16 protein-coding genes are annotated in these 20110 nt (G+C 41.0%); all 16 read right to left on the bottom strand.

Annotated elements, in window-relative coordinates:
* Positions 1-5: 5 nt before the first annotated feature.
* The 16 genes from NSQ17_RS08560 to NSQ17_RS08485 all read right to left on the bottom strand — a co-directional run bounded on the left by NSQ17_RS08560 (position 6) and on the right by NSQ17_RS08485 (position 20089).
* Entirely contained in the window at positions 6-3122 is a 3117-nt protein-coding gene (locus NSQ17_RS08560; RefSeq protein ID WP_342468024.1) for an MMPL family transporter, read from the bottom strand.
* A 319-nt stretch (positions 3123-3441) separates the two neighbouring features.
* Positions 3442-4674 carry an MFS transporter gene (locus NSQ17_RS08555; protein ID WP_342468023.1) on the bottom strand — a complete coding sequence of 411 codons (1233 nt, stop codon included), beginning with the start codon at positions 4672-4674 and terminating at the stop codon, positions 3442-3444.
* A gap of 100 nt (positions 4675-4774) precedes the next feature.
* Positions 4775-5500 (bottom strand): GntR family transcriptional regulator, encoded by a 726-nt coding sequence (locus NSQ17_RS08550; protein ID WP_008344706.1) that lies wholly within the window; start codon positions 5498-5500, stop codon positions 4775-4777.
* Between the two features lie 164 nt (positions 5501-5664).
* Positions 5665-8040 carry a DNA translocase FtsK gene (locus NSQ17_RS08545; RefSeq protein ID WP_342468022.1) on the bottom strand — a complete coding sequence of 792 codons (2376 nt, stop codon included), beginning with the start codon at positions 8038-8040 and terminating at the stop codon, positions 5665-5667.
* A gap of 110 nt (positions 8041-8150) precedes the next feature.
* Positions 8151-8387: a YlzJ-like family protein gene (locus NSQ17_RS08540; protein WP_008344712.1), complete on the bottom strand. Its 237-nt coding sequence runs from the start codon at positions 8385-8387 to the stop codon at positions 8151-8153.
* Positions 8384-9112 (bottom strand): ClpP family protease, encoded by a 729-nt coding sequence (locus NSQ17_RS08535; protein ID WP_008344713.1) that lies wholly within the window; start codon positions 9110-9112, stop codon positions 8384-8386. Before NSQ17_RS08535 ends, NSQ17_RS08540 begins: the two co-directional genes overlap by 4 nt.
* A 121-nt stretch (positions 9113-9233) precedes the next feature.
* Positions 9234-10901, bottom strand: a complete 1668-nt coding sequence (gene rnjB, locus NSQ17_RS08530; RefSeq protein WP_008344715.1) for a ribonuclease J2 — start codon at positions 10899-10901, stop codon at positions 9234-9236.
* A 171-nt stretch (positions 10902-11072) separates the two neighbouring features.
* On the bottom strand, positions 11073-11939 hold the full coding sequence (gene dapA / locus NSQ17_RS08525; protein WP_008344717.1) for a 4-hydroxy-tetrahydrodipicolinate synthase: 867 nt from the start codon (positions 11937-11939) through the stop codon (positions 11073-11075).
* A 30-nt stretch (positions 11940-11969) separates the two neighbouring features.
* Positions 11970-13184, bottom strand: a complete 1215-nt coding sequence (gene dapG, locus NSQ17_RS08520; protein ID WP_025207348.1) for an aspartate kinase — start codon at positions 13182-13184, stop codon at positions 11970-11972.
* A 92-nt stretch (positions 13185-13276) separates the two neighbouring features.
* Positions 13277-14296 (bottom strand): aspartate-semialdehyde dehydrogenase, encoded by a 1020-nt coding sequence (asd, locus tag NSQ17_RS08515; RefSeq protein WP_017359063.1) that lies wholly within the window; start codon positions 14294-14296, stop codon positions 13277-13279.
* A 139-nt stretch (positions 14297-14435) separates the two neighbouring features.
* Positions 14436-15029: a dipicolinate synthase subunit B gene (gene dpaB, locus NSQ17_RS08510; protein WP_017367267.1), complete on the bottom strand. Its 594-nt coding sequence runs from the start codon at positions 15027-15029 to the stop codon at positions 14436-14438.
* Positions 15026-15928: a dipicolinic acid synthetase subunit A gene (gene dpaA / locus NSQ17_RS08505; protein WP_017359065.1), complete on the bottom strand. Its 903-nt coding sequence runs from the start codon at positions 15926-15928 to the stop codon at positions 15026-15028. The genes dpaB and dpaA overlap by 4 nt, the downstream gene beginning before the upstream one ends.
* Before the next feature lie 328 nt (positions 15929-16256).
* Complete coding sequence (locus NSQ17_RS08500; protein ID WP_008344726.1) at positions 16257-16529, bottom strand: YlmC/YmxH family sporulation protein; 273 nt, start codon at positions 16527-16529, stop codon at positions 16257-16259.
* A gap of 61 nt (positions 16530-16590) precedes the next feature.
* Positions 16591-18558 (bottom strand): asparagine synthase (glutamine-hydrolyzing), encoded by a 1968-nt coding sequence (gene asnB / locus NSQ17_RS08495; RefSeq protein ID WP_342468021.1) that lies wholly within the window; start codon positions 18556-18558, stop codon positions 16591-16593.
* 12 nt (positions 18559-18570) lie between these two features.
* On the bottom strand, positions 18571-19125 hold the full coding sequence (locus NSQ17_RS08490) for a hypothetical protein (RefSeq protein ID WP_058337321.1): 555 nt from the start codon (positions 19123-19125) through the stop codon (positions 18571-18573).
* Positions 19094-20089 (bottom strand): hypothetical protein, encoded by a 996-nt coding sequence (locus NSQ17_RS08485; RefSeq protein WP_342468020.1) that lies wholly within the window; start codon positions 20087-20089, stop codon positions 19094-19096. The genes NSQ17_RS08490 and NSQ17_RS08485 overlap by 32 nt, the downstream gene beginning before the upstream one ends.
* Positions 20090-20110 lie beyond the last annotated feature (21 nt).

Genomic DNA, 20110 nt, shown 5'->3' with positions numbered 1-20110 from the left:
GGTTGTTATTTCATTCTAAACGGCCACCAATTCCATTTTCCAAAGATGCGAACCATGACCGGGATAAAGAGTGGTAGAACAACAAAAGCATATAATAAAAGTCCAATGAGTACGACCGTTGCAATTTCAACTAATGATAAAACACCCGATGGCAGCATCGCAGCAAAAGTACCCGCTAAAATAGCAACTGCTGAAATAATGACGGACCCCATATTTCTCATCGCTGATATCATGGATGCTTGAACATGCTCTCCCTTCCATTCATTAAAGCGATCCATCAGGAAGATCGAATAATCAATGCCAAGGGTCACAAGGATCACAAAGCTGAAAAATGGAACAGCCCAGCTGACACCATCGTAGCCAAAGAATGTTTTGAAAATCCATTCTGTTAAGCCAATGGATGTAAAATACGTTAATATGAGTGAAAGTGTTAAGTATATCGGCATGACGATTGACCTTAGTAATAAAACTAAAATAATAAAGATACCAATTAACATGAAAATAACCGTTCTGATAAAGTCACCGTCTGACGTTTCTTTTAAGTCAACATTTAAACTGGAGATACCAGATACACCGTAATTGGCATTTTTCAAACCACTTACAGGTAAATATTGATCAAGGGTTTCTTCGATTTTTGCTACACCTTTCATTGCTTCATTGCTGTATGGATTTACATTTAAAATCACTTCAAAGGTTGTTAATTTACGATCTGGGGACATATACGTATTAAATATTTTCTTAAACTCATGGCGTTTCAATACTTCTTCTGGTATAAACCAGCCCGTTACTTCTTCATCTGGTGCTTCCTGAAGCTGTTTTAAGTAGCTGTCTGCCTCGGTAAAGCCGCTTTTTACTTGCTCAAGTCCGGAAATACTTTCATCTAATCCATCTGTTAATAGTGAGAGTTTAGATGATAGCTGGTTAAACCCTTTTTTCACGGCTTTTTGGCCATCTGTCAGCTGATCTGCGCCATCTTCAATTTTAGGCATTTCTTTGATGAGCTGTTTTTGGCCTTTATTCGTTTCATCAAGACCATCATAAATTTGATCTAGACCTGTCATCAGCGCCTTTACTTGTTGTTTGATTTCTTTTTGCTTGCTTGAGAACGTTTGAATGACTTGATCTGCTTTCTTGATCTTTTGTTTAAAGGCAGATGCTTCCTCTTCATAGACGCTCATTTGCTCTCCAGCTTGATCGAGCATTCCTTTTGTATCTTTGAATACTTTTTTGATTTCTTTATATTCATTCATGTCTTTGATTTCTGGAAGCCGGTTTTCAAGCCCTTCAAATGATACGTTTTCATAGGATTGTTTCACTTTTTTAATCGTTGTCATCAGCTGCTCATTTGATGTTGCGTGACCTTCCAGTATGCTTACGACTCGTTCAAGATCTTGAATCATGGTTTCACTTCTGCGGTATTCTTGCTCTAATTCTTTTTTCGCTTGTTTGATTTCAGTGCGAATGGTTCCTACGCCCTCTTTACTGCGCCTCACACCATCCTCTAAAGAAATGAGTGATTTCCTCACTTCTCCGATACCGCCTTTGATGGCTTTTGTCCCATCAATCAATTGATCAATCCCTTTAGCGGATTCTTCAATTTTTGGTTTTTGTTTGAGAAGTGCTAAGTTTGTTTCGGTCAAGCCATCTGTAATTTTCCCGATGCCCTCGTGACCTTTCCCAAGCTCTCCCCCCAGCTCTTTCGCTTGAGAGGTAACATAGAGCTGACTTAACCCATCTCCAACTGGGCGAGTGACACTGCGAACCGCTTTCACTTCCTCAATGTCATTTAACTTACGGGTCAGTTTTTCAATCATGACAATCTTTTCTTGATTATCGAGCTCATTGTCACTTTCGACAAGCACATTCAGCGGCAGCGCTTCACCAAAGCCAAATTGCTCAGATATCGTATTAAATGCAGACACTGACTCATACTTTGTCCCAATCTCATTTAAACTATTATAAGAAAGAGTGCCGTCATACATCAGAATCGGAGGAACAGTGATGAGTGCAACTACACCTAAGCTGATGAGCGGTCTTTTAAATGAAAAGCGCCCAGCCCATTCCCAAATCTTACTTTGTGGATGACGAATGTTTTCTCTTTTAGACGGCCAAAAAAGGGATTTTCCGAAAACCGACATAAAAAAGGGAACGATTGTGACAAGTGCAATGAGCAGGATGCCAACGCCTACGGCAACGCTGACGGCTGATTGGTACAATTGGAATTTTGCGAAACCAATACTTGAGAAGCCGACTAACACAGCTAAGCCGCTGAAAAAGACTGTTTTCCCTGCACATTGATACGTGATGATAATCGATTCTTTGACATCACGCCCCTGACCAATCTCCTCTTTAAAACGGCTTAAAAGTAATATACAATAATCCGTTCCTATACCGAACATAATAGCTACCATAAAAATCTGAGTGAAATTAGAAATAGGAAATGGTGTATATTCTACGAGAAAAGCCACAATACACCGGCTGACAGCATAAGAAATGCCAATCGTAATAAGCGGAACAACAGGTGCCAGTATCGATCTGAATACAATTATTAAAATAAAGAAAATAAAAATCATCGTGATAAGTTCAGTTTTCTTCAGACCTTGTTGAGAGCTTTTAATGACATCTGAGTCCACAAATTTTTGACCTGTCATTTCATATGAGACGTTGTAGGGCTTTAAAACTTCCTCAATTCGTTCTTTAACCTTCACAGCTTTTGTTTCGTAGTGGTCGAATTTGAATGGAACAAGAAGTGTACTTTTATCCTTTGATAAAAGTTGTTTTTGAATGTCACGATCTACATGAAAATACGAAGTAATTCCGTCAATGTGGAGTTCTGGGGCATGTGTCATGAGTGCAGCTAAAGCCTTTTTTAATTCCTGCTCTTTGGCAGGGAACAAATGTTGTTCGGAGAATACAATCACACCAGTATCTTTTTTCCCATTATGATCTGAAAGCTTATCCAATAAGTGAAGTGCCTCAGCTGTTGGTGTCCCCTCTGGAACCTTTAACTGCCCTTTTTCTCTTGTTAATTCCTCTAAATCGGGCGCAGTAATAAACAGAATCACAGCTGTTATCATCCACACCATTAATACAATCCATCTTGCTTTAATTATTTGCAACATAGCTGCTTCAAGCTCCTTCTAGTTCATCAATCAATTTGCTGTTTTTGAGCGTGTCTGAAGTGCTGACTTCGTCTCCTTCAACGTGCTAATGGCAGGATGACCTATTCAATTGTCCTTTCGTGTTGAAGAAACGCATATCCATCATCAGCCACGAGCTCAATTTCTGCCTTAAAACAAAGACAGAAAATGAATGTTTTTGAACACCTCCTATTTGGGATAATTTAAAAGATATTACTATACATTAGTTTAACTATCAAAATTTTACATGTCAATTTATAAAAAAGAAAAAAGATGGCAAAATACCGTCTTTTTTCTATGTTTAAACCGTTTTCAATTGTTCACTTTCATCCTTTTCATCTGGCTGGATGAAAAAGAGGACCAAAAATAATGAAATGAGACTACATATGGTCGATAGAATAAAAACGATGGCGTCTCCTTTATCCATAAGAAATGCGTAAATTGGAGGTCCTAAAGCAACACCGATAAAACGCATACTGCTATAAAATGACGTAATGGTTCCACACTGCTCTTTTTCAATCCCTTCTGTTATCAACGCATCAAGTGCTGGAAGCACAATGCCAATCCCTACGCCGCCAATACTTAAGCAGACAAACAACACGTAAAAACTGTGATTCCACCATAAAAATATATACGAAAATGATAAAAGAGCCATACCAACGATGAGAAATATCCTCATTTTCCCCTTTTCTTTCCCGATTGTTTTCCCCGCAATATACGAGCTGATTGATAAGAAAAGGAGCGGGATACTTAGCAGCAAGCCTTTTTTGACACCCGTTATTTGATACGCTGCCTCTAGGTTATCTGATAAATAAAAGAGCACGCCAAAAAGAAGAAACATAATAAAACCACCAATAGCAAAAATGGCATAAAGCCAGCGTCCCTCATGTTTAAAAATCGTCTTTGTTGATTTTAAAAACTCCTTAAATGTAGGCGGATCTTCCTCTTTCTTTGCGGATTCAACCATAAACAGAACCATCACAAAACTGATGATTGAAAAGAATGGAATGAACCAAAACGGCACAAACCAAAACCAAGAAGCGAGAAGTGCCCCAATAATAGGACTGAGTACCTTTCCAGCTGTATTAGAAGTTTCAATTGCTCCAAGTCCCGCACTTACCTCTTCATCATCGTGAAACAAATCGCCAATAAACGGCATAACGACAGGTGCTGCCCCGGCTGAGCCAACTCCTTGAAGGACCCTGCCAAATAGAATCCACATGTACGGTTCTTTCATGATGGTTGAGGCCACAGCTGCAACAGCTCCTCCAAGTCCTGCGATTAAAAGACATGGTAAAAGTACCTTTTTCCGCCCAATTCGGTCAGATAAATAACCGGCAATCGGAATACACAAAATCGCCACAACGGAGTATACCGTAATAATGAGTGACACTTGAAAGGAAGTGATTGAAAGTTTCTTTTCTATCTCTGGTAATACGGGTATTAGCATCGAGTTCCCAAGCGTCATGATTAGAGGCACTGATGATAATGCAATAATATTCTTTTTACTGACTGTTTTCTCGCCCAACATCATTCACCCAATTCTATATACTGTTACGTATTAGTGTGGCATGTTTCACGGGTTTTATGTATAGACAAACAAAAAGCAACCGCCTATGGAAGCGACTGCTTTGTTAAAATCGTTTACGTATGACATGGAAGCTGAATTTATCCGCTCGAAAATAATTGAGCGAGTATAAGACCGGCTGATCATCTTGATCATAGTGCATTTGTTTCAGTAATAGTAACGCTGTTTCTGGGTCACATTCTAGTATCGGTGAAACCTGATCGTGATAACCAATCGGTTCGATGTCTGCCACTGCATATTTAATTCCGCTGTGCGGTTCTCTGCCAAACAGCTCAAAAAGCGATTCTTCCTCATGAGTAAAAGAAGCGGGGAGATGTTTGACCGGAATTTTATCTAAACAATAGACGACTGGCTGTCCATCTGCTGTTCGAACGCGTTCCATTGAAAAAACCTTCTCGGATTCATCACACTGAAAACGAATGACATCATTCTCCGTCGGCTCCCCTTCTTGTGAGGACAAAAAGATGGTACCTGGTGTCATATTGACCTGTTCAATCATTTTTGTAACACTTGTCAGCTGTTCAATGCCAGTAGAAAAAAGCGGTCTTGAGTTGACGAAAGTCCCCACACCATGCCTTCTTATTAAATATTTCTCTTCTTCTAATATACGAAGGGCTTCACGAAGGGTCGCTCTGCTCACGCCTAAAAGCTTTGAGAGCTCAAATTCTGAAGGCAGCTTTTCCTTTTCGGCATATACGCCTGTTTGAATATCTTCTTTAATACGGTCAATCACTTTCAAATATAAATGGCGATTGTCTGTTTTGGTCGACATGTTTTCCCTCCGTCTAATCAATGCAAATGATAAGATGAGAAATCTCTATTCCGAGATAAGATGAACATAACTATATCATGTTTTTGCAAATAAATAAATAGTCTGACATCCAGTTAACATAATCAATATATCGTTAACTTTGTGTTAGGAAAGCTCTCTTCGAATTATGAAGAGAGCTCGTCATATTGTTCTTTTGAGAGGAGGACTTCTCTCGGTTTACTTCCTTCATATGGTCCGACAACCCCGCGCTCTTCCATTGCGTCAATAAGACGTGCAGCACGGGTATAACCGATGCGGAACCTCCTTTGCAGCATAGAAACAGAGGCCGTCTGCATACCAATGATCAGTTCAACTGCTTCATCATATAAGTCGTCGTCCACAGCCCCAAGCTGATCTTGCGTTTCTTCACTTGGGATCATTTCTTCTTGATATTGTGCTTTTTGCTGTGTGATGACATGATCAACGACATGTTCCACTTCTTCATCTGATAAAAAGGCGCCTTGGACACGAACTGGTTTGTTCGCACCGACCGGTAAGAACAACATATCCCCTCTGCCCAGCAATTTTTCTGCGCCTCCCATATCAAGAATGGTCCTTGAATCGGTTTGTGACGATACGCTAAATGCAATACGGGATGGAATATTGGCTTTAATAACACCAGTAATGACATCAACCGAAGGTCTCTGTGTGGCGATAATTAAATGAATCCCTGCAGCACGTGCCATTTGAGAAAGCCTTGTAATGGAATCTTCCACATCAGAGGAAGCAACCATCATTAAATCAGCAAGCTCGTCTACAATGACGACAATATAAGGTAGTTCTGGCTGCTTCGCCTCTTCTGATTGATTCATTCGTTTAATGTAATCATTGTACCCTTCAATATTTCTTGTGCCCGTATGAGAAAACAATTCGTAACGGCGCTCCATTTCACTCACAACTTTTTTAAGTGCCTGTGAGGCTTTTTTAGGATCGGTTACGACTGGAGCCAACAGATGCGGGATGCCGTTATAAACATTTAATTCAACCATTTTCGGGTCAATCATCATCATCTTTACTTCATGAGGTTTTGCTCTCATGAGAATACTTGTGATAATGCCGTTTATACATACGCTTTTTCCGCTTCCTGTCGAGCCAGCCACAAGTAAATGCGGCATTTTGTTCATTTCAGCCAGCACAGCTTCACCAGAAATATTTCGGCCCAGTCCGATGAGTAGCTTGGCATTTGGGCGGTCATTTTGTTTCGATTCTAAAACCTCTTTTAAAGAAACCATCGCAATTTCTGCGTTGGGAACTTCAATTCCGATGGCGGATTTACCAGGAATCGGCGCCTCAATTCGAATGTCTTTTGCTGCTAATGCAAGGGCTAAATCATCACTCAAGTTGACGATCTTACTTACCTTCACGCCGACATCAGGGTATACTTCATATTTTGTGACAGCCGGACCTAAATGAACTTGTGTCACTTTTGCTTTTACACCAAAGCTTTGGAAGGTCTTTTCAAGCTTTCTTGCATTTTCATAAATATTCTTCTTATCTGTTTGCTGACCTGAATGCTGCGGCTCAGCTAAAATATCAAGCGATGGCAGCTCATAATCCTTATTTTCAAGCTCCGTAAACGTCATAGGCGGAGCTTCTTTCGGTTCGTCCCCTGTATCATGAGACGGAGTGCCTTGTACAGTTTCTTGAAGAGGATCTGGCTCATTGACCGGCTGATCTTTTTGAACTTGCGGTGTGAGCATGTCATCTCGATCAGCAAAACTTGAGATAATCGGCTGACGATTGTCAGAAGCCTGCTCTTCTTCCTCGATCAAGATATGATCATGATCCTCTTCGTCCTCTTCTTGTATGCGTGAACGTTTTTTCTTTTCACTTGTTTTCTGCGCAGGTGCATTCTTTTTCGCCTGCCTTATGCCTTTCATATCTTCAATAAATGCTTTCCACTGCTTCACCAAAAATTGTGATACAGGCAGCGTCACTTTTTTGACCATTTCTTGCAGTGACCGGTTTGTGATCAGAACAATGCCGATCAGCATTAGCACAATGGCCATGATTTGCGACCCTGCTTGTGCAAACAAGAAATAGGAGGCCGCAAATAATATGGCACCGATCATACCGCCTCCTAAATCGGGCGAGCCTGTCTCACCTTTCATATCCATTAAGAATAACTCAAACGTATTTCTGATTACACTTTGAGAGCCTATCACGCCTGCAGCTGAAAGATGCTGAAAAAGCTTCACATGGGACAAAAGCAAGATACTCGCAATGATGCAGTATAAACCTGCTTTTCTTCTTGTCAGTAAATCAGGAATTTGTTTTTTCCAAAAAATCGTCACACCAAAAAGAAATAATCCGATAAGGCAGAGAATAAACCATTCACCTGCAAAGAATCGGAATAGATGTACAAAGGTTTGTCCAACTACACCTAGCTGTAAAATGGCAATGATCGCTATGGCAATACAGACTAACCCATTTAGTTCATATTTCAGTTTTAGCTGTTTATTTTGTTTTTTTCTTGTTTTACGTTTTCTCTTTTTCGCCATACTCATCACCTTACTACAAAAGAAAATATAACCTACGAAAAGATCAGAAAGAAAGCAGCCTGGTTTTGGCTGCATCTTGTTGTAAGTTTTCCCTTTATTATAGCATAGAATCATTCATATGAGTCGGTTTGATTGGTGCCTAAATGTAACTTCAATCGCTTACCTGGTGCAAGCTCCTGATTCAAAAAGTCCATTGGATTCGTACTCATTACTTGAACGATTTCCGCTTCATCTTCTTTCATTTCAACCATCACTGGCACACCCTGAATGTTTACCTGCTGGAGTTTGCGTTCTCCTTGTTCCTCAGCGTAAATGGCTTCATAAGGCATAGGTGTATATAAAATCATTGGATCAGCCCCTCGTTTTGTGCAGCCCGTTCTCCAATAAGCTCGTTCAGCTTTTTAATCGCTTGTCCAACGCCGCCGACTTCATGCATCAGCCCGTATTCCGCCGCCTCATGGCCAACGACATTTGTCCCGATGTCTCTTGTTAGATTGCCTTTAGAGAACATAAGCTCTTTAAATTTCTCTTCTGTAATGTTTGAGTGACTCGTGACAAAGTTAATGACTCTTTCCTGCATTTTATCTAAGTATTCAAAGGTTTGCGGAACACCGATGACTAGACCGGTTAAGCGTACAGGGTGAATGGTCATCGTTGCTGTTTCGGCAATGTATGAATAATCACACGATACGGCGATTGGGACCCCAATAGAGTGGCCGCCGCCAAGCACAATGGATACAGTCGGTTTGGATAAAGAAGCGAGCATTTCCGCAATGGCTAGTCCTGCTTCTACATCGCCGCCCACTGTATTTAAAATGATTAGAAGCCCTTCAATTTTTGGGTTTTGTTCAACTGCTACGATTTGTGGAATGACATGTTCGTATTTGGTTGTTTTATTTTGTGGCGGCAGCTGCATGTGCCCTTCAATTTGTCCAATAATAGTCAGGCAATGTATGTTTGTATCTTGTGACAACTGCGGGACGGCTGTTTCACCAAGCTGTTGTATTTTGCTCATAATGCTATCTTTTTCTTCTGGTTTTCGCTCAGGCTGCTGTTCATTCTGTTCGTCCATTTGTCTCCATCCTTTCCTAAAAACTCTCCTCCTATTATGAACAAGATCGTCACATTCCATCCGCATTCATCATGTCACATCAAAAAAGCCCAAAGAGCTTGTGCTCTTTGGACTTTTCTCATCACACTTCCATAATAATTGGAATGATCATTGGCTTACGTTTTGTTTTTTCATATAGGAATTGATTTAGTACATCGCGCATGGATTGTTTCAGTGTTGACCATTCAACAATTGAGTTTTCCGTTTGCTCTTTCACAATCCCTTTGACCATTTCTGTTGCTTTCACAATCAGCTCTTCGGATTCTCTTACATAAACAAATCCTCTTGTGATGATCTCAGGTCCAGAAATTAATTGTTTCTTTTGTTTATCGAGCGTAATGACCACAATTAAGATGCCATCTTGAGACAATAGGCGTCTATCACGTAAGACAATATTCCCAATATCACCAACACCAAGACCGTCGATCAAAATGTTCCCTTGATGTACTTTTTCACCGATTTTGACGTTTTGACCTCTAAATTCCACAACATCCCCTTTATCAATTAAGAAAATGTCGCTTCGTTTCATGCCCACTTCTTCAGCAATACGAGAATGTGCTTTTTGCATGCGATATTCGCCGTTTACTGGAATTAAATACTTTGGCTTCAGTAAGTTCAGCATGAGCTTTAACTCTTCTTGACAGCCATGTCCAGATACATGCACACGTTTTTGAGCAAAAATCACTTGTGCTCCGCTTCTTGTAAGGAAATCCACCGTTTTTGAATAGGTGAGTTCTTGTCCTGGAAGAGGTGTAGACGCAATCACAACCGTGTCATCTTTTTCAATATGAAGCTGTTTGTGATTTTGTTTCGCCATTTTTGTTAAAGCAGCGAGAGGCTCACCGTGGCTTCCTGCTGTGAGAATGACCACACTGTTTTTCGCCATTTTTTTCACTTCTTGGACTGGAACAAATAATTCTTCGTCTGCTGTCACATAACCAAGTTTGATCGCAAGCTGAAGAGTTGTCATCATATTTTTCCCTGCTACTGCAAGCTTACGGCCATTTTGGTTTGTGGCATTAATGATTTGCTGTACACGGTTAATATTTGATGAAGATACAGCGACAATCACACGATTTTCAGCATTGTACATCGCATTTGAGATTTCGTCTTGGACGAGCGCCTCAGAAGGTGTATAACCTGGTTTTTCAGCATTTGCACTGTCTGAAAGAAGTGCTAAAACGCCGTTGTTTCCAATTTTCGCAATCTCTCCGATGTCACAGGCTTGGTTAAGCGCTGGGGTTTGATCAAATTTAAAATCACCTGTGCATACGATTGAACCAAGAGATGTTTTGAAGCTGATTCCGACTGAATCAGGAATACTGTGATTCGTTCTAAAGAACGATACCTTTGTTGTTTCAAATGTAATGACTGACTTTGCATGAACCTCTCGCAAATCAGCTTTTTGATTGAAGCCGTATTGCTTTAACTTTTCTCGAAGTAACGCAAGGGTCAGCTTCGTGCCGTAAACTGGTACAGACAATTTGCTTAAGCAATGGAATACGCCTCCGATTGCTTCATCATGTCCGTGGGTAAGAAAAATTGCTTTCACCCGATCAGCTCGTTCTGTTAAATAAGAGATATCAGGAATGACCACGTCAATGCCTAGCATTTCGTTTTCTGGATGCATGAGTCCTGCATCTACAACATATATGTCGGAATCAATCTCAATGACATATAAGTTTTTCCCGATTTCTCCAACGCCTCCCAGTGCAATAATTCTTACGTTCTCTGTATTTTTCTTTTTCAAAATTCTTATCCTCCTAGTCTCAAGCCCGTCCATCATCGCTTAATGCTATTATAACTGAATCTAATTTTAGAAAACAAGATGAAGTCACATTTTAAGAAAGTGTTTATGTATAAAAAACGGTCATACTCAGGGACATCTGAGAATGACCGCTTACGAATTTTTTTGTTTTGATCAGCTGTTTAATACGCTGCTTAAATTCAGTCTCTCTTCTTCTGATAAAGGTAAAAGCGGGAGACGAACGGATCCGACATCTAATCCTTTCAGCTGAAGAGCTGTTTTGACAGGCGTTGGATTTGGCGCTGAGAACAGCTGGTTCATGATCGGCACCAGCTTTTGATGAATCAATGCCGCATTCGCTGTTTGTCCTGAGGCGTAGCTTTTTAGCATTTGCTGCATATCAAGGCCTACGATATGAGAAGCCACTGAGACGACTCCTTTTGCACCAACCGCAACCGCAGGAAGCGTTAAGCTGTCGTCACCAGAATAAACGTCAAAATCTTCTGGTGTCTCTGCAATGATTTTTGTCATGGCATCTAGATCACCGCTTGCTTCTTTGATTGCGACAATGTTCGGTATTTGCGCAAGCTTAATCGTTGTTTCTGGTGCTAATGAAGCAACCGTTCTTCCTGGTACATTGTAAAGCATGACAGGAAGAGATGTAGACTCGGCAATTGCTTTAAAGTGTGCATACATGCCTTCCTGTGATGGCTTGTTGTAGTAAGGTACGACAAGCATCACTGCATCAACGCCCGCTTCTTCTGCTTTTTTCGTTAGTTTAATAGACGCATTTGTGTTATTACTGCCTGTTCCTGCAATGATTTTACAACGACCATTTGCTAATTTCACCGATTGCTGAAAAAGAGCGACTTTTTCTTCAGTCGATAAAGTTGGCGATTCGCCTGTTGTCCCTGCAACGACTAAAGAGTCACTGCCGTTTTTTAACAAGTAATCAATGAGAATTGATAGCTTTTGGAAATCAATGTTGCCCTTTTTATCAAAAGGTGTAATCATAGCTGTTGCGATATTTCCGAAATTCATTTTTTTCACCTCATCATGATTCAATCACATTTATCTTGAAAGTTCAAACACTTCATGAAGGGCATTAACAGCCGCTCTCATGTTTTCTTCGTTCACTAACACCCAAATCGTCGTATGACTGTCAGCGGACTGTAAGATCGGAATATTTTGCTCAGATAGTGCAGATACAATTTTAGATGTGACACCTGGTACACCCATAATGCCTGCTCCAACAGCTGATACCTTTGCACAGTTTGTTGTGACAATCGGCGTATAGCCCAGATCTTTTAGGATCGCCGTTGCTTTTTCAGTCATTGCACCTGTCACCGTATAGACGATTTCGCTCGGTGTAATGTTGAAGAAATCGACACTGATTTGGGCATTTGCCATTGCTTTAAAGACTTCTGTTTGTACGCTGTACTGTCCCTCTTTAGCTGGGACTTTGATTTGTGTGACATCATTGACATGTGCAATACCCGTAATCAGGCGGTCGTACACATCATGACTCATTTTATCTGAGTAGTGTGATGTCACGAGTGTGCCCTCATCATCAGAGTATGTTGAACGGACCCTCATTGGTACTTTTGCTTGCATGGCAATTTCAACAGCTCTAGGGTGAATGACTTTTGCCCCTTGGTATGCGAGGTTACAAATTTCTGTGTATGTCACGACTCTCAATGGTTTTGCATTTTCTACGATACGGGGATCTGCTGTCATGACCCCTTCTACATCTGTAAAAATATCGATGAAATCTGCCTGCAATGCAGCGCCTAACGCAGCAGCTGACGTATCACTGCCGCCTCGTCCGATTGTTGTCACGTCTCCATTTTTTGCAGCGCCTTGGAATCCAGCAACGACAACCACATCATGCTCTGAAAGTGCCGCCTCAAGACGTTCACACTTCATGTCAATAATTTTCGCATTTGTATGTTCTTTATCTGTCACAAAGCCTGCCTGTGATCCAGTCATCGCTACAGCCTTTAGCCCGTTTTCATTCAGCATACTTGAAAAAACAACAGCTGAAATATTTTCTCCGCAAGACACGAGTAAATCTTTTTCTCGGTTTGTCATATGCTGCGCACTGCCATAAAGCAGACCAAGCAGCGTATCTGTCGCATAAGGATCGCCTTTTCGTCCCATCGCAGACACGACAACGACCGATTTATAGCCTTTCTCTTTTGCAGATAAGATATGTGCAAGTGCCCTTTTTCTCCCTTGATCATCTTTGACAGATGTACCGCCAAATTTTTGGACAATTATTTTCACTGTTTTCACTCCAAGTTCATTCTGACGTAACAGAAGAGAGCAGGCGAAAGATGCCTAACTCTCTTCTATTCGTCCTCATCATCCATTGAATGTTAAACTAATTTTAATGCTCGTAAGCTTTCTGCAATTTGAACGGAGTTCCATGCAGCGCCTTTTAGCAGGTTATCAGATACAATCCACATATGGAAGCCATTTGGACGATCCAAATCCTTCCGAATGCGGCCGACAAATACGTCGTTTTTACCAACAGCATCTGCAGGCATTGGATAAATTTGCTGAGACGGATCATCTTGTAATGTGATGCCTGGTGCATCTTTTAGGATGGACTTGACGTCATCAACCGTTGCGTCATTTGATTCAAGTTCAACGTAAACCGATTCTGAATGACCCGTTTCAATTGGCAGTCTCACACATGTTGCCGCTACTTCCAGCTCTGGCAAGTGCATGATTTTTTTCGTTTCATTGATCATTTTCATTTCTTCAAATGTATAGCCATTGTCTTGGAATTTATCAATTTGCGGAATCGCATTAAAGGCAATTTGATAAGGCATGACTTCTGGTTTCACATCTTCTTTATTTAAAATGGCTTGCGACTGGCTGTACAGTTCGTCAATGGCTTCATGTCCTGCACCTGATACTGCTTGGTAAGTAGACACAATGACTTTTTTCATGCCATACGCTTGACGAAGCGGTTCTAGCGCCGCCACCATTTGAATCGTTGAACAGTTAGGGTTTGCAATGATCCCTTGATGGTCATGCAAATCTTTTTCGTTTACCTCTGGTACGACAAGAGGGGTATTTTCGTCCATACGAAAAGCACTTGTATTATCGACAACAATTGCACCTCGTTTGACCGCTTCAGGAGCTAGCGCTTTGGAAACATTTCCTCCCGCACTGAATAGTGCAATATTGACCCCTTCAAAGCTTTCAGGTGTTGCTTCTTGAACGGTATACTCTTGACCTCTGAATGTCACTTTTGTTCCAGCAGAACGTTTTGAGGATAGTAGAGTAAGTGTATCCATTTCAAAATCTCTGTCAGCTAGTGTTTTTAACATTTGTTGACCGACAGCTCCAGTCGCTCCAACTACAGCTACATGCAATCCTCTTCCCATCAGTAAAACTCCTTCCGACCCATCCATGATTCTTTTCTTTCGGATGGCCATCCTATGACTTTTTACATTTTATTTTACCATAGAAAAGCAAGGCTTGAAGTACCTTTTTTGAATCTTTCATGATTTTCTAGTGAATCTATTATTCGTTTGATCCAATTAAAATGGGCTGAATTTGTCTATGCTCGAGCGCCTCTTCTACTGTTTTTGTCAGTAGATCCATATGCGCTACCATGGAAGTCGGTTTTTTGAATGGATCATCTTGGCCGAATGGAATAAAGAAAATGTTCTTTGTCGACATGAGTCTCATGAGATTTGTACCATTTAAACCTAATGCATCATTGGTGGAAATGCCTAAAACGACAGGGCGATGATTACGAATGGTCGCCTTAGCAGCCATTAAGACTGGACTGTCTGTTAGTGCATTTGCAAATTTCGCCATTGAATTGCCTGTTAAAGGCGCAATGACCATACAATCAAGTGGAAGTTTTGGTCCAAGCGGCTCTGCTTTGACGATTGAGTCAATCGCTTGAAATCCTGTCAGCTTCTCAATCCGCTCAATCCAGTCCGCTCCTTCTCCGAATCTCGTATTCGTATTTTGCACCGTATATGACACGACAGGACGCACTTCTGCCCCTTCTTTCACGAGTGATTCGATTTGCGGAAAAACGGCTTCGTACGTGCAGTGAGAACCTGTTAAACCAAAGCCGATTCTTTTCCCTTTTAGTGTAGTCATGATTCCATCCCCCTTTTTTCCTCCGCAAGTTCACATAAGAGACCAGATAGCACTTTTGCAATGATCTGCCCGGCTGTCTTTGGTGCCACAATCCCTGGAAGTCCTGGTGCAAGAAGCGCCTTCACTCCATGCTTTTGTGCAAAGTCAAAGTCTGTTCCACCTGGGCGGGAGGCGATATCCAAAATGAGTGTCTTTGGTGTCATGCTGACGATGACAGATGAATCTAATACTAAGCTTGGAATCGTATTAATGATGATGTCGACATCCGTTACTTCATCTTTTAAACGGTCCATTGAAAATGGATCAAGTCCCATCTCAAAGGCTCGCGCTAAATGGGCTGTATCCGCAGCACCAACTTTCACTTCCGCACCTAGCGCCCGAAATGTGCGGGCAATGGTGAGCCCTGTTCGACCAAGTCCGAGAACAGCGACATGTGACCCATGAATCGTATAGTCCGTTTGCTGAATGGCCATCATGATAATCCCTTCAACTGTTGGAATAGAGTTATATATGGCAATATCATCTCGCTCAAACAGCTTCACAAGCTTCCGGTTCACCTGCTTTGCCATATTGTCTAAGTACATATTAGAAATACCTGAGTACAAGGTACAATGTGCAGGGGTTCTTTCTAAATATTTAGCTTCTAGCACGACCTTCTCATTTGAAAAAACAGTGGCAACGACCCCTTCGTCTGTAGCACCTGATACCGGAAGGATCATACTATCCACTTGTTCAAATGGAAGCTCTGACATTTTCAGCTTTTCAGCACCAATAAATCCATGATCCAGCTGATCAAATCCGACCAAAAACACTTTGGCATGCTGCTGTGACAGCTTGCGAATGATTTCAAGCTGCCTAGCATCTCCCCCGATCACCGCAACCGTTAAACCGCTCAACATACTGACCGTTCACCTTCTTTATTTAAAAAAGTCTGTAATATTTTCCGAATCTCCCTTTCAGCATATGAGGAGAGGATTCAGCCTGTGAACAAATCGGAGAGAGAAAAGAAAAAGAGCACCCTTTTATAGTGGGTGCCCTTTCAAATCATGGACAAAGAGCTAAAACGATCTTGATTTTAGCCCTTTGTCTTCTTTTCAGCGTGATAGAAAACCTTTGCAGCCCTAGGAAGGACGATTACTGGCGCGGAGCGAATTTGTCATTCGGGAGCACCAGCACGCAGGACTGCTGGCGAATGCGAGAGTTTGTCTACACGCTGAGAGCACCCTTTTATGATGGGTGCTCTTTTTCTCCGTGCGGCTGAAGTTCTTCAGGCACATCGAGAATGATCATATCTGATCCTATTTTTTGAATGTGATTCCACGGAACGCGGATGTCATTTCCTTGTTTTCGAAAGCCAAACCATTTGACGGAAGGTATGATGAGTGCTGTAATTTGACCGTCCTGTTCATTTATTTCAAGGTCGGTTTGTCCAAGCACGCCAAGCCGCTCCGCTCTTTTAATATCGACGATCTCTTTTCCTGACAGCTCACTCAGCCTCAAAATCGCATCACTCCCCTTCCATATCATATATGCAGCAGGGATGGTGAATAGACCGGGCCTCTTAATGACTAGTTTGGAGCGGAAGACGCGCCCCTTTGATATAGTGATCATGCCATAATTCCAAGTTGTAAAGCATCCACACTTTTTGGTCCGCTCCATTTTTGTTCTTCTGATTCGAATGATGTCGCAAAAATTGTTCTAGCGGCTCTTTTTGAAATAATTGTGTTGCAAAGCTTTGTTGATCAAGAAGTTTCTCTTCGATTTCTCCCATTCTTTTGTTCATCCAATGATACACCGGAACCGGAAAACCCATTTTTCTTCTATATAATATACGCTTATCCACCGTTTGCTCCATTGTCTTTTTCAACATATATTTCGGAATATCTTGGACCTCACTTGTTTTAAGGCTCGATTGGAAAAATGCTTGCACTTTGCTAGGTAGCCCTTTATAAGGAAGTTTGTACTTGAAAGGCATATCGTTGACAAATTGGATGATGCGATGATCAAGAAACGGTACACGTGCTTCTAGTCCGTGTGACATCGTCATCATATCAAGCCGGTCTAACAAGTTGGGTAAATGAATTTGTTGAAATAAATAGAGCAGTTTGTTTTCATACGACGCCCCTTCCATCTCTTTAAAGCAATGGGCGATCAACTGATTCATGTGCAAATCAGCAGAATCAATAGAATGAGCTTGCTGACCTAAGAGCTGCTCTTTTTCGTTATCCGTAAACCAAGCATATCTTTTTTTATAATGTTCCATTTCCCCATCAAGATGGATAAATTGATGCACCTGCTGCTGAAAGGACGGTTCAAATAATACCTTTGAAAGGATCGATGACAGCTTTCGGTTTTTTTGAAGCCATAAAATTTTACGCCAATCTGAAGGACTCCTAAACACACGTCCATACCCTGCAAACAATTCGTCCGCTCCTTCACCACACAAAACAACCGTTACATGCTTTTTTGCTTCACGTGACATATGGTAAAAAGCGACTTCATGAGGAATGGAAAGAGGATGATCTCTTCGCTTCACAACTTCTGGCAATAATTGAAAGTACTCTTCTTCACTCATTCGATGCGAGTGAAGCTTGACGTTGTATTGTTCTGCTGCGAGCTTGGCATAGCTTTCTTCAGAAAAACCTTCCTCTTCAAAGCTGGTCGAAAAACAGTGAATATTCTCGTTCGCATATTTGGACATCAAAGCAACAATAGAAGTCGAATCCACTCCACCACTCAAAAAAGCTCCTACAGGTACATCAGACATCATTTGTTTTTGCACACTATCTTGAAGTAATTCAAACAATCCTTTTTGATAATAACGTTCTCCCCTGTCAATTCCATCAGATGGGAAAGGATATTGCCAATAGGCCTCTTTTGTCATTCCTGTTTCATCTATTTTCAAGATGACACCTGGGGGTAATGTTTGAATTCCTTGAAAGAAAGTTTGCTCGCCGATCGCATAACGGAAGGATAAATAACTAAGGACAGCTTCAGGCTGAATGGCAATTTGTATATCTGGATGCTGAAGAAGAGCTTTCATTTCCGATCCGAAAATAAGCCCTCCTCTACATTCTGAAACATAAAGCGGTTTAATCCCAGACCGGTCTCTAAATAAAAAGAATTCTTTCTTCTTTTGATCCCATATCGCAGCTGCAAACATTCCATTTAATTGCTCAATAAAAGAAATACCATATTCTTCATAGCCATGAACAAGTACTTCTGTATCTGTCAGCGTACGAAACGTATGACCTTTATTCCATAAGTCCTCTCTTAGTTCTTGGAAATTATATATCTCGCCATTTAAAATCACACAAATAGACTCATCTTCATTTGTTATTGGCTGCGGCCCAGATTGAATATCGATAATGGAAAGCCGCGTATGAACCAAACCAACTGAGTCGTCTTGATATACACCACTATCATCAGGTCCACGCACACTAAGTACGTTTTTCATCTTCAGTAAGATGTGTGGATCAAGTGGTGCTTTGTTAAAATGACAATAACCTGCAATGCCGCACATAGACATGGCTCCCTTCCATCACTGATCTGACTGCTGGATCGTCATTGCGAAAATATGCATAAATGGATTATCTTGAAAGCGGATTTCATCAAAAACGATTTTTTGCGAGAAGGAAAGCGAATCAATCCATAGGTTTGATGTCAAATGATGATTGATGCCGGCTACCGTATGAATATAATCAAATGCATAAGCCAATCGATCATCAAATGCAGGTTCACGTTCAATCACATCGGTTAATGAAAGACGAGACTCCAAGACAACGGTCCCCTCTCGTAATAATGTCATCTTTTCATAGAGATTACCATTAGATGAACAGCCAACGACATGGAGCGCTTCTGCTTCAACTGCCTGAAGTTGAATAGACTGACCCTCTAATTCAATATTGTCTCCTTGATCTTGATAAATGAACTGAAAAGGAATGCCTTCGACCAAAGAGTCTTTCACGTTCATGACCAACTCAGCCGGCAAAGAAGCCCCGCCAATGGTTAATTGGCCTTTTTCATATTCATTTTGATATGTGATGCCTCTGTTATTGACATAATCATGAAGAGTGAGGGGTTGATAGGTTTTCATTTTGAATCACCTCTTTTAGTTGCGTGAGAAGGCTTGTCTCCACCTCTAATGTTTTTTGAAACCGATTCGACGTCCTTTCAATCATACTGCGAGGATTTTTGCTGAGGCCGACTCTAGCTGTAAAATTAGCAAGCACTGTCCAGCTTTGATAAGCATCTTCAAATGCTTGAATAAGGGGTTGTAAATGCTCATTTTCATATGATGATAAAAATGTCACCATATGTTTTCTGGAGTTGGCGACATCCTTTAGTCCTTCAAAATAAACATTGTCTAATAAATTACCATTTTCATCACCTTTGATACTATCTATATAATCTCTTTGAATGACTGAAATTGCATCAAGTCCTGTGATAGCTCCAGGCAATTCAAAATGTGGCGGTGCACCTTCTAATATGGCGACATGCTCTTTTAAAACTTTCATTACATCCGGTTCTTTCTCAAGATCAACCTGTTTGATCCATTTATAACGATTTTCGGTTCGAGGCGTATGTTCGTAGACAGAGCGTGCGGCTTTCATCAAATGATCTTTACTCAATGTGCCATGATAAGAATAAGCATGGTCACTGATCACTACATGATCATCATTCACTTCAAGTACTTCCAATGTATGATATCCATGTTCTCTTTCAAAAAATGGACAGTACGGTAATTCAAATATATCTAAAGAAATAGACACAGTGCCTCTCTTAGGATGCTGTTTAAATACCCGATTCATATAGAGGTCTAATTCCTCTTCAGTGTAAAAAATTTCTTCTAAATGAATGCCATTATGATGCAAAATATCTTCACGAAAATGTTTAAAGGAACCGATCAAAACAAATCCTTGGTCTTGAGATCTATAAACAAGACCAGCTTGCCTCCAAATCCTGTCGATTTGAATTCCTTGTCTAAGAAGCATGGCTGCAATCGTTAATTGAGAACAGTTTAAATAATTGTTTCGGTAAATAGGTGCTGCAGTAGCCACATATGTCTCCTCCTTTTTTAC

The sequence above is a fragment of the Bacillus sp. FSL W8-0629 genome, assembly GCF_038593225.1.
GTDB lineage: Bacteria > Bacillota > Bacilli > Bacillales > Bacillaceae > Bacillus > Bacillus altitudinis.
Note: the sequence above shows the minus strand (reverse complement) of the source record. Positions and strands in the feature narration are given on the sequence as shown.

Excerpts from the sequence above, each read along its gene's own strand:
- NSQ17_RS08560 (WP_342468024.1), bottom strand. The coding sequence starts at position 3,122 with ATGTTGCAAATAATTAAAGCAAGATGGATTGTATTAATGGTGTGGATG.
- NSQ17_RS08555 (WP_342468023.1), bottom strand. The coding sequence starts at position 4,674 with ATGATGTTGGGCGAGAAAACAGTCAGTAAAAAGAATATTATTGCATTA.
- NSQ17_RS08550 (WP_008344706.1), bottom strand. The coding sequence starts at position 5,500 with ATGTCGACCAAAACAGACAATCGCCATTTATATTTGAAAGTGATTGAC.
- NSQ17_RS08545 (WP_342468022.1), bottom strand. The coding sequence starts at position 8,040 with ATGGCGAAAAAGAGAAAACGTAAAACAAGAAAAAAACAAAATAAACAG.
- NSQ17_RS08540 (WP_008344712.1), bottom strand. The coding sequence starts at position 8,387 with ATGATTTTATATACACCTATGCCTTATGAAGCCATTTACGCTGAGGAA.
- NSQ17_RS08535 (WP_008344713.1), bottom strand. The coding sequence starts at position 9,112 with ATGGACGAACAGAATGAACAGCAGCCTGAGCGAAAACCAGAAGAAAAA.
- dapA (WP_008344717.1), bottom strand. The coding sequence starts at position 11,939 with ATGAATTTCGGAAATATCGCAACAGCTATGATTACACCTTTTGATAAA.
- asd (WP_017359063.1), bottom strand. The coding sequence starts at position 14,296 with ATGGGAAGAGGATTGCATGTAGCTGTAGTTGGAGCGACTGGAGCTGTC.
- dpaB (WP_017367267.1), bottom strand. The coding sequence starts at position 15,029 with ATGACTACACTAAAAGGGAAAAGAATCGGCTTTGGTTTAACAGGTTCT.
- dpaA (WP_017359065.1), bottom strand. The coding sequence starts at position 15,928 with ATGTTGAGCGGTTTAACGGTTGCGGTGATCGGGGGAGATGCTAGGCAG.
- asnB (WP_342468021.1), bottom strand. The coding sequence starts at position 18,558 with ATGTCTATGTGCGGCATTGCAGGTTATTGTCATTTTAACAAAGCACCA.
- NSQ17_RS08490 (WP_058337321.1), bottom strand. The coding sequence starts at position 19,125 with ATGAAAACCTATCAACCCCTCACTCTTCATGATTATGTCAATAACAGA.